10 protein-coding genes are annotated in these 9767 nt (G+C 61.0%); 4 read left to right on the forward strand and 6 right to left on the reverse strand.

The features are described from left to right. Positions 1-155: 155 nt before the first annotated feature. The 5 genes from ACS5Q1_RS16025 to ACS5Q1_RS16045 all read right to left on the reverse strand — a co-directional run bounded on the left by ACS5Q1_RS16025 (position 156) and on the right by ACS5Q1_RS16045 (position 3978). Positions 156-1097 carry a D-alanyl-D-alanine carboxypeptidase family protein gene (locus ACS5Q1_RS16025; protein WP_473099146.1) on the reverse strand — a complete coding sequence of 314 codons (942 nt, stop codon included), beginning with the start codon at positions 1095-1097 and terminating at the stop codon, positions 156-158. A 113-nt stretch (positions 1098-1210) separates the two neighbouring features. Further along, positions 1211-1456, reverse strand: a complete 246-nt coding sequence (locus ACS5Q1_RS16030) for a hypothetical protein (protein ID WP_473099147.1) — start codon at positions 1454-1456, stop codon at positions 1211-1213. A 74-nt stretch (positions 1457-1530) separates the two neighbouring features. Continuing rightward, positions 1531-2316 (reverse strand): ADYC domain-containing protein, encoded by a 786-nt coding sequence (locus tag ACS5Q1_RS16035; RefSeq protein ID WP_473099148.1) that lies wholly within the window; start codon positions 2314-2316, stop codon positions 1531-1533. A 52-nt stretch (positions 2317-2368) separates the two neighbouring features. Beyond that, a complete protein-coding gene (locus tag ACS5Q1_RS16040; protein WP_473099149.1) occupies positions 2369-2593 on the reverse strand; it encodes a hypothetical protein in 225 nt (74 codons plus the stop codon). A gap of 206 nt (positions 2594-2799) precedes the next feature. Continuing rightward, positions 2800-3978, reverse strand: coding sequence for a BaiN/RdsA family NAD(P)/FAD-dependent oxidoreductase (locus tag ACS5Q1_RS16045; RefSeq protein WP_473099150.1), 1179 nt, complete (start codon positions 3976-3978; stop codon positions 2800-2802). A gap of 311 nt (positions 3979-4289) precedes the next feature. Here ACS5Q1_RS16045 and ACS5Q1_RS16050 point away from each other — a divergent pair, with 311 nt between their 5' ends. The 4 genes from ACS5Q1_RS16050 to ACS5Q1_RS16065 all read left to right on the forward strand — a co-directional run bounded on the left by ACS5Q1_RS16050 (position 4290) and on the right by ACS5Q1_RS16065 (position 7525). Next, entirely contained in the window at positions 4290-4760 is a 471-nt protein-coding gene (locus ACS5Q1_RS16050; RefSeq protein ID WP_203440831.1) for an aminoacyl-tRNA deacylase, read from the forward strand. Between the two features lie 171 nt (positions 4761-4931). Next, complete coding sequence (locus ACS5Q1_RS16055; protein WP_473099151.1) at positions 4932-5369, forward strand: YqaA family protein; 438 nt, start codon at positions 4932-4934, stop codon at positions 5367-5369. 86 nt (positions 5370-5455) lie between these two features. Then, positions 5456-6510 (forward strand): IS630 family transposase gene (locus ACS5Q1_RS16060; RefSeq protein WP_473099152.1). Its coding sequence is split into 2 segments (ribosomal slippage): positions 5456-5983 and positions 5986-6510, totalling 1053 coding nucleotides; the frame shifts between segments, so codons are not numbered across the junction. Positions 6511-6847: 337 nt separating this feature from the next. Then, on the forward strand, positions 6848-7525 hold the full coding sequence (locus ACS5Q1_RS16065) for a CYTH domain-containing protein (protein ID WP_473099153.1): 678 nt from the start codon (positions 6848-6850) through the stop codon (positions 7523-7525). A gap of 341 nt (positions 7526-7866) precedes the next feature. Here the strand turns inward: ACS5Q1_RS16065 and ACS5Q1_RS16070 are convergent, their stop codons facing one another. Next, on the reverse strand, positions 7867-8073 hold the full coding sequence (locus ACS5Q1_RS16070; RefSeq protein WP_473099154.1) for a cold-shock protein: 207 nt from the start codon (positions 8071-8073) through the stop codon (positions 7867-7869). Positions 8074-9767 lie beyond the last annotated feature (1694 nt).

Consider the following 9767-nt stretch of genomic DNA (forward strand, 5'->3'; position numbering starts at 1 on the left):
CAGGTTCAGCATTCGCTTGAACATGTGACTTGCCTGTTCAGGATCTGGCGATCGCGCGGCATCCGTGAATTCCGGCTACGATTGTAGCGACCGGATGATCTGTCTTGCGCATGCATGTGCCGAAGCGTGGCTGGAAGTTCGAGTCTTGCTCTTCGTCATCGTTGAAGCGGCTGAACCTCCGTCCGCTTCGCAACGCTTCCAGCGGCCTTGGCCTCCAATCGTGCCGGATCCTGTCGGCCGCATTTGAGACGACGCAGGTCCGCAGCAGGCGCAGGTGCTGCGGCCTTCGTCGTGCGCAGATTGCCAACAGGGCTTTTCCCCTCGGCCAGACCGGTGTTGAGAAGCTCGCGCATGACCAATGTCCGGGTCGCCGCGCTGGGCGATCCGAGGACCACACCGATGACCCGTCGGTTCCCGCGAAGGGCCGAGACGGCAACATTGAAGCCGGAGGCACAGACATAGCCGGTCTTCGAAGCCTCGAGGCCAGCGTAATCCTCGACCAGCTTGTTGGTGTTCTTGAGCAACCGACCGTTGACCGTTATGGACGGCGTCCTGAGAAGATCCATGTAATCGGCATGATAGCTCAAGAGCACTAGCATGAGCACAGCCATGTCCCGTGCATTGGTCACCTGCCGGTCATCATGCAGACCGGTCGGATTGACGAACCAGGTCCCGGTCATTCCGAGGCGTCTCGCCTCAGCGTTCATCGCAGCGACGAAGGCCTCCTCGCTGCCCCCGATGGCCTCCGCAATCGCAACTGATACGTCGTTGGCGCTCTTGACCATGATAACGGTGAGCGCATCCTCCAGCCGGAGAGAGGTGCCCGGCGGCACGCCGAGCTTCGTCGGAGCCTGAGCGGCCGCCTTCGGGCTCAGGACAATGGACGTGTCCATGCTGACACGGCCCGACCTGACAGCCATAAGCGCCAGATGCGTCGTCATCATCTTGGTGAGCGATGCCGGATGCCAGGAGCGGGTTGCTTCTTGAGCGGCGAGAATTTCGCCGGAGGACGCGTCCACAAGCAGCATGGGAGAGGCGCCGACCGAAGCAGGCATCAGGAGAAGGCCGGCAGCCAAGAGGATCGAGAGCGGCTTCATGCGCGGATCGTTGCCCGAACCGCGGCCATACGCAAGCGCCCGAGGGCGAAAATCTCCCCGCTCTACCACTTTCGGGCTGCTGCGAGGCGGTTTGGAAACAATCCTCGCGCCTGTCAGACCGCCGTTTCAGCCAGCATGAGGATGATGCCCAGTGCGACCAGGAGAATGCTGGGCCAATGGTGTTTAGGATGCAGGGCGCGCACTCTCTCCCGTGGTTCCAGCGTTGTGCCGGAACCCATCGGGCCCATGCGATGCGGCTCGCTCAGGCGTCCCTTCCAGAGGACCTGACCAGCCGCGAGCACGATCCCTGCCACGATAAGCAGTGCGCCGATCCAGATGAGGACCATGCTCGATTGCATGAATCCCTCCCCATGATGAGACCTTGGGCTTGAAAACATATCACACCCGTGGCGGGAGGCACAGGAGTGGCCCTTCAGGGCGCAGTCGGAGCCGAACGGTTGAACAGAAGGACCTCGGGATGCCCACGCATGGCTTCCTCTGTACAGGCTTCAGATCCGAGCGAGTCGCGAAGCCGCGGATAGGCTTTCGCCAAGTCGTCCAGCGTCACATTCTGCGCGATGCGCGGATGAGCAACGCAGACCGCGCCGTGCTTTCCCCAGGCGGCCTCGAAAGGCATGGGATCGGTGATCTCAGGTTTCTGGATGCCGAACCGGTCATAGACATCGATCACTGTGCCATCACGGGTCGTCGCATGATCGTCGCCGCCATAATCGGCGCGCACCAGATGAATGCAGGCGGCATGAAGGTCGCGCATCGGTACATTGGCACTAGCCTCCCAAGGCCGGTAACCCATGAGGATGCATTTGCCTTCCGCTCCACCCGTACAGGTGATGGCGATTCCGGTTTCCTTCAGCAGAGGCAGGCCCAACCGCCTTCCGCGCGTATCGGGTTCGCATGCGTCGTGCCATCTCCGCCCTTCTGGGCTGTCGATGAGAAGCCGGTAGAGCACGATCGTTTTGCCAGACGTTGAGTTCTCTTCCTCGACCGCGTCAATCAGCAGCGTCACGTCCTGTGTGCCGCTCCGAATGACGACACGGGTGCCAATCAGGGCTTGCCGCTCGAGCACGCGCCCGTCATCGAGCCGCAGCCGGAATTCGCCCCGATCCGCCTCCAGACGGCCGTTCAGGGCCTGAACAGGGATAGGCAAGACCAGGGAAAGCAGCCCCCCGAGAGCAAGGGCATTCGCAAATGTCGACATGGCGAACCGGCCTTGGACCCTTGCCTCTCAGGCAAGGGTCCGCCACTGAAGCTTACTGAAGGGTCACACGCTCGCCATCCTTCAGGATGACGGTGATCGCCTGGCCTGCGGCCGCACTCTCATGGACCGTACCGTTGAGAGCGAGTCCGTTGAGGCCTCGTCCATTCAGGCCTCGACCGTTAAGCCCACGACCGTTGTCGAGTGTGGCGGCATTCGCTTCTGCAGCTACGTAAAGTCCCGATGCCAGCAGGAGTGGCAGGATATAGAGAATCTTCATGTTAAGTCCTTCTCTAGGCCCCCTTTGGTTGAGCATGTCCTTAACGGATCCTATTATTGAAACTAAATATTGTTACAATAATTGAAGAATTCAATATCCTTAAGATTGAATCTCTCCGCAACGGCTCGCGCCAGTGTCCTGGCGCACAGGCCTCCCTGGAAGCGCGGTCCTTATGAAGCGGTAAAATCGCGCTGTTGCTGGCGCTGTCAGACCGCCTGTCCGGCACACCAGCCGGACGACCAAGCCCACTGAAAGTTGTATCCACCGAGCCAGCCGGTGACATCCACCACCTCGCCGATGAAGTAGAGGCCGGGCACTGCCTTGGCCTCCATCGTCCGGGAGTCGAGTTCGCGAGTGTCGACGCCGCCGAGCGTTACTTCCGCCGTGCGATAGCCCTCTGACCCGGCCGGCTTGAAGCGCCAGCGGTTCACGGCTTCGTCGATGGCATGAAGCCTCTTGTCGGAATAATCGGCGAGATTGGCTGGCCCCTTCTCCGTCTCAGCGATCAGTTGCGCCAGACGCTTGGGCAGGAAGGCGGACAGAGCCGTCTGGAGTGCCTGCCGCCCGTTCTGCGCGCGGGCGGCGCGTAGTTCCTCGAAGAGATTCACGCCCGGCAACATGGAGAGCACGATCTCGTCGCCTTCGCACCAATAGGAGGAGATCTGCAGGATCGCGGGGCCGCTCAAGCCGCGATGGGTGAAGAGCATCGCCTCTGCAAAACTCGTCTTCCGGCAGCTCGCCACCGCATCGACCGACACGCCCGCTAGGGGCGTGAGGCGTTCCAGCATGGTCGGTTCCAGCGTGAGCGGAACAAGCGCCGGCCTTGTCTCGACGATCTTCAAGCCGAATTGCTGCGCGAGATCGTAACCGAAGCCGGTGGCGCCCATCTTCGGAATGGATTTTCCGCCTGTCGCCACCACGACGGATCGGCACTGCACCGCGCCCTGCGAGAGCCGCAGCGAAAATCCTTCCGGCGCCTTCTCCACGCTCGCGACGGAGGTGGACAGGCGAAGCTCCACATCGGCTTGCCGCATCTCGTTCAGCAGCAGATCGATAATCTGCCTCGACGAGCCGTCGCAGAAGAGCTGGCCCAGGGTCTTCTCATGATAGGCGATGCCGTAGCGCTCCACGAGCGCGACGAAGTCGCGTTGCGTGTAGCGGCGCAGGGCCGAAATGGCGAAATTTGGATTCTGCGAGATGAAGTTGGCCGGCGCGGCGTTGAGGTTGGTGAAGTTGCAGCGCCCGCCACCGGAGATGCGGATCTTTTCGCCGGGCTTGGCGGCATGGTCGAGGACGAGCACGGAACGCCCGCGCTTGCCGGCCTCCACCGCACACATCATCCCGGCGGCGCCTGCGCCGATCACTACAACGTCGAACTGATCCAAGAGAGGTCTTTCTGAGAGAAAATCTTTTGCGTCTCCACTTGAGAGACGTGCGGAGAGCTTGGCTTGAGAACAAAGTTGGGCTGTTCCTAGTGAACCTGCGCGGAAGGTGCAAGTTACCGCACCGGGAGGATCGTGCTGAAGCTCGGCCGCATCCGTCAATATTTTCGGCTGCCGTTCTCAGCCAATTGAAGCCAATCCGTCCGGGGTGTACGATCGGAGGGTTTCCAAGCAACTGCGCATCCCGAAGCGACGGTGTGTCAGTTAAGCCGCCCTCCAGGCATGCGAGAGTCCTCGTCTCATAGGAGGTTGCCATGACGATTGCACCCACCCTTCAACGCTACATGTCCGATCAAGGCATCAGCTACGATCTGATCCCGCACGAACCGGCGATGACATCGCTGGGAACGGCTCATGCGGGGCATGTGCCGGGCGACCGGCTGGCGAAGGGCATTATGCTCAGCGACGGACAGAACTATATGCTCGCTGTCTTGCCGGCATCGCACCACTTACGTCTGTCCGATCTCAAGATGGAACTGGGCCAGGAACTGCGCCTCGCCTCCGAGGAGGAAATCGTCGAGGTGTTCCGCGACTGCGATCGCGGCGCCATTCCGCCCGTCGGTACGTGCTATGGCCTCGATGTCATCGTCGAGAACAGCATGGAACGGCAGCCGGACATTTACTTCGAAGGCGGGGATCACGCCACGCTGGTTCATGTGAAAGGCGATGACTTCGCACGCCTCAATCCGCGGGCTCAGCACGGCACGTTCAGCGAACGCATGTGACATCCTAAATCGATGAGGCATGCCCGCGAAGACGCATGAGAGTCGATGGTTGACCTGCTGCGAGGCAGGTCAACTCGGCAACATCCCAAAACCGTGATAAGGACCACTTCATTCAGGCTTCCTGTGAAGCCTCAACTCCACCTGCCTTCTGTCTCGCGTGATCCTCGCCTCATGCCGCATCTTGCCGAATACGGCGCTCTGTTCGCCGCTGCCTTTCTCTCGGCCACCGTCTTCCCCTTCCAATCCGAAGCCGTTCTCTTTGCCATGCTGGTGGCGGAGCATTACACGTGGTGGGTTCTCATTCTCGTGGCAAGCGTCGGCAACATCCTCGGCTCCATCGTGAACTGGTTCCTGGGCCGTTTCTTCGCCCATTTCGAGGATCGACGCTGGTTTCCGGTCAAGCGCAAGCAGATGGTAAAGGCCGAGGCCTGGTATCATCGATACGGCCGCTGGACGCTGCTGTTGAGCTGGCTGCCGATCATCGGCGATCCGCTCACCATCGTGGCGGGCGTGATGCGCGAGCCCCTGCGGGTCTTCGTTCCGCTCGTGGCACTCACCAAGACAGGCCGGTATCTGGCCGTGGCCGCGTTGAGCCTGGGATGGATCTAATACCAGGTCCCTGAAGGTCTGACTCGTTCGTGATTTCCAGGATTGCGGTGGGTGTGATTCAACTTGGTGAGCCAAGGAGGGTTGCCATGCCGATCCCACTCCGCTCTGACTTCGATGCTTCTCAGCTTCGTGCGTTGGCCAAGAAGACGAAGGATGGCCCGCAGGCCCGCCGCCTGCTCGCGTTGGCGACCATCTATGAGGGCGCCTCACGCACGGAGGCGGCGCGGATCGGCGGGGTGACGCGGCAGATCGTGCGCGACTGGGTGCTCAAGTTCAACGCTCACGGGCCTGAAGGCCTGATCGACCGCAAGCCGCCGGGGCAGCCCTCGCGCCTCACCGATCATCATCGCCAGCATCTGGTGCAGATGATCGAGGCCGGCCCGATCCCGGCGGTGCACGGGGTGGTGCGCTGGCGTCTGGTGGACCTGATCGAGTGGCTCTGGGACGAGTACCGCCTGCCGGTCTCGAAGCAAACCTTGAGCCGGGAGGTGCGCGCTCTGGGCTATCGCAAGCTCTCGGCCCGCCCGCGCCATCATGCCAAGAGCGAGCCTGCTGTATCGGCTTTTAAAAAGACTTTCCCACGCGTGTGGCGGAGATCGCAGCCAACGAGGCCGATGGCAAGCCGCTAGAGATCTGGTTTGCCGACGAGGCGCGGATCGGCCAGAAGAACAAGATCACCCGCCGCTGGGCCAAACGCGGCACACGGCCCTCGGCCCCGCGCGATCTCCGAACGGCCTCGGCTTACATCTTCGGCGCGATCTGCCCGGCTGAAGGGAAAGGAGCGGGCCTGGTGCTGCCCCGCTGCACCACACAGGCCATGAACGAGCATCTGAAAGAGATCGCGCAGGCCGTGGCTCCAGGAGCTCATGCAGTGCTGCTGCTCGACCAGGCCGGCTGGCATGTCTCAAGCAAACTGCAGGTGCCGGCCAACATCACCTTGGTGCCGCTGCCGCCGAAAGCGCCCGAACTGAACCCGGTCGAGAACATTTGGCAATACATGCGCGAGAACTGGATCTCCAACCGGGTGTTCGCATCCTACAAGGACATCCTCGATCATTGCTGTGACGCGTGGAACAGGCTCACCGAGCAGCCCTGGACGATTATGTCCATCGGCTTGCGCGACTGGGCACACGGGTTCTGATCACCAGGACGTGGTATAAGATGTTATGGGCTTCTCTTTCAAGGAACGTCGAATAATGCTCCCTTCGCCATGATGGTCCGATATGCGCCAACCTCGCTTGGCGATAGAGCTTCGGCGTTAACGCCTTCTGAATCGGATAATACCCTGATTGCGTGACCAACAGCTGTGCCTACGCCTTGAGACGATCTACGTCTGCCTCCGCAGGCGAGGGTCACTCGGCTCGAGAAGCATGTACCGGGCAGAGAAGGTGCCAAACTCTCTTCCCGGATCGATCCTTACACCCTAGCTTGAGAGGGGCTGGCTCGACCAGCAGCACTCTTTGTGGAAGGCTGACCCGATGAGCGCCACCCGTGTCTTCCTGATCGCCTCTGCTCTGGCTCGGCTGATCGAGAGGGAAAGGGGAGGCCACCTCGTCCGACAAGGCTTCTTCCCGGACCGACCGGGCCGGAGCGCCCACGTACAAGTTTCAGGCAATGCCAGTCACCTCATCCTAATCGCTCATCATGCAGCCGGTCCGCGCGAGGAGCCCGCTGAGATCTCCCGGCCTCAGGCCGAGACGCTGCTTGAGCTGACCGCCGGACAGACCGAGTATCTGAGCATCCCGATCGACATCGGGTCGCACAGCGCCACCATCCAGCGCGTCATCACCCCGGCACCCCTCGATCTGATCAGCATTGCGTGCAAACAAGATAAGACGGCGCGAAAGTTCCAGCCCCCGGCCTGGGTTGGTCCCGAGGTCACCAGTGATCACACCTACCAGCCCCGCTCTCTGGCTCTCACCGGTGTCCCATCCACTCCGGAGGTGGAAGTCACGAATGAAGCCCTCCACAGCCTGCTCGATGCCTTGGATCATCGGGCTGCTGAGCCTCAGCCGCAACCACCTGAGGTGTCGCGCGTGCCCGAGACATCCGAGCCTGCGTTAGACCCTGAGGCTGAACAGGAACTCGACAGGCTCAACATTGAGGACAGCGTAACCCGGGAGCTCGCGCGTTCGTTGCAGCCGCACGGGCGCTGAGCTTTCCTCAAGATGACTGAGTGTGCGTCAGATGGATCCGCTGCACCACCAATGTGAAACCCCTAACGATTGGAACTATGGGGCGTTTCAGGGCTCTGGCGATCGAGCTTCTTACCAGCGAACGCCCATGCCCTAGACCGTGCTCTGAGGGTAGCCATCATGGCCCATGACGAGCACGAGCCTCTTCAGAGGCTCCTTGATGATGCACTCAGCGGTAGGAAGGACAAATATCAAGTTTCGAGAGTAGGGGCACTCGACAGGGCAGGGCACACCAAAAGGCCGCTCCCCAACAGGAGCGGCCATCCTAACAGCGGACAACCCACAGAATGTGTTGCAGCGTCCTAAACCTTCAGGTCGACCGCCGACTCCTTGCCAGTTCTGCGGTCGGACTGGATCTCGTAGGAAACCTTCTGCCCTTCGCTTAGACCTCTGAGGCCCGCACGCTCAACCGCACTGATGTGCACGAAAACATCTTTGCCGCCGGTGTCCGGCTGAATGAAGCCATAACCTTTGGTCTCGTTGAACCACTTCACAGTACCTGTCGCCATTGTCGTCTGTAGCCCCTCTCCGTCGGCGCGAATGGTGTCTTTGGTCCCAATCGGCCTGTGCCGAAATCTCCCCAGCGCAGGAAGGCTAGTTGCGGGGCCAAAGGTTGGCAAGCATCAACAGCATGACCCTCAAGTTGTTCCAGAGGGAAACTTTGCGGTTGAGATCTGGGACCGTGCCGGACGAACCCGAGAGTGCCGTCATCCGAACGCCAACGTTCATTTAGAGACCGCAACGCACCAACGATCTGATCAAAGGTCAATGGAGGATCCATGAGAGTCTGTGGCCCTGATCAAAATACAGTGCGTTCAGGCCTGCTCCGCTCATGCGTGGGCCGCCAAGAACTTAGCGCGACGTCAGCCCCAGAGTGTCGATGATGCGTGGGGCAAGGGCGATCGCGACGATGCATAGCGCTTGCAGGATGAAGATTGTCAAGCCCGGGATTTTACCGATCATTGGAACCGCGCCTCCTGAGGCCGCATCATGGACCGTCGCAGATCCTCAACGGCCTGTACACCCCGGATGCCAATCACTGCACGGTCAGCCGTCGTCCCATTCTTCCGGCCGCTGAAGCAGACCGCCTTCTCGTTGGCCATGGCTTAGAGAGCCCGGGCTTCGATGTCGATCCGCCATTCCTCAGACCCTGTGATGACGGATTAGCTGGTGAACTCGGAAGCGCAGCGCTCGCGACCAGCGGCATACCAGCTTCGAGCAAGCAAGTGGAGTTAATTCCTATAAGAGCCAAGCCTCCACACAACCACATCCAGGCGAAAGGGTCGGTGGATGTCGAACCTGATCCAACTATCATCTCGTCAGTCACTGCGGACCGCGCGTGCTGATGCCGGTGTGCTCGAGGCGACCCAACGGCTCAATGACCTCGTTTGCCAACTCAGCGACATTGCGCACCACGTCATCGCCTCAGGGGCCCCGGAGCCTCTGAAGTACACCATTGTCCAGAACCTTGTTGGCATGCAGCGGCACGCTCACTGCATTGCTCAACATATCATCCGTGAATATCGACCCGAGAACCGCCATCGCGTGAGACAAACCAGTGGACCTGCGTCGGTGACTTCAGTGATGACGGGGTCGCGGGAGTAGCTCATGCTGAAGGCGTGGAAGGGGTGACGAGACGACCGCTTATCCCCGGCGCCCGTGCGGCTCGTACAGCGCGCTGACATCCGACGAGGAGCCCGGGAGGGCAGTCCATCCGTGCCGGCTCCCGGGGCTCGCCGATAGCTGCAGGTCGCGACGCAGCTGAGGTGAGCCTGAGCGGATTTGCCGAAAGAGACAAGTGGCAAGCTTGGAGTGTGGCAGCGTGGCGCACGGTGGCCTTTCAAGGCCTGAAGGGAAACGCCCTGGCTGAGGGCTGTCTGAAACCTCACCCAGGGCGTTGAGCGGAGGGTAAAGCTCCGCACCGGATCGAGATGGTTCGCATCAGGCCCGGTGAAAGCATTCTGAGCCGACAGAGTAAACATTCGGTGTGCGTGAATGGGGCGCCCCAGCTGACGGTGGCACGACCCAACCTTCCGCCAGGACACTGGTGGCGGCGGGTGGGTTTGGCTCGGAGCCAGGCCGCGCTGGCCGCCACAGCCACCCGGTGACGGCTTGTCGACTTCGCTCGATCATCGAAAGGCATGCCATGGTCGTGGCAATGGCCTTCCTGTCACAGGGGGCGAAGCTGTCCGTCAGCCAAGGC

The organism is Microvirga sp. GN3 (assembly GCF_055792825.1).

Coding starts and splice junctions, on each gene's coding strand:
- ACS5Q1_RS16025 (WP_473099146.1), bottom strand. CDS start 1,097: ATGAAGCCGCTCTCGATCCTCTTGGCTGCCGGCCTTCTCCTGATGCCT.
- ACS5Q1_RS16030 (WP_473099147.1), bottom strand. CDS start 1,456: ATGCAATCGAGCATGGTCCTCATCTGGATCGGCGCACTGCTTATCGTG.
- ACS5Q1_RS16035 (WP_473099148.1), bottom strand. CDS start 2,316: ATGTCGACATTTGCGAATGCCCTTGCTCTCGGGGGGCTGCTTTCCCTG.
- ACS5Q1_RS16040 (WP_473099149.1), bottom strand. CDS start 2,593: ATGAAGATTCTCTATATCCTGCCACTCCTGCTGGCATCGGGACTTTAC.
- ACS5Q1_RS16050 (WP_203440831.1), top strand. CDS start 4,290: ATGACGATTGCACCCACCCTTCAACGCTACATGTCCGATCAAGGCATC.
- ACS5Q1_RS16055 (WP_473099151.1), top strand. CDS start 4,932: ATGCCGCATCTTGCCGAATACGGCGCTCTGTTCGCCGCTGCCTTTCTC.
- ACS5Q1_RS16065 (WP_473099153.1), top strand. CDS start 6,848: ATGAGCGCCACCCGTGTCTTCCTGATCGCCTCTGCTCTGGCTCGGCTG.
- ACS5Q1_RS16070 (WP_473099154.1), bottom strand. CDS start 8,073: ATGGCGACAGGTACTGTGAAGTGGTTCAACGAGACCAAAGGTTATGGC.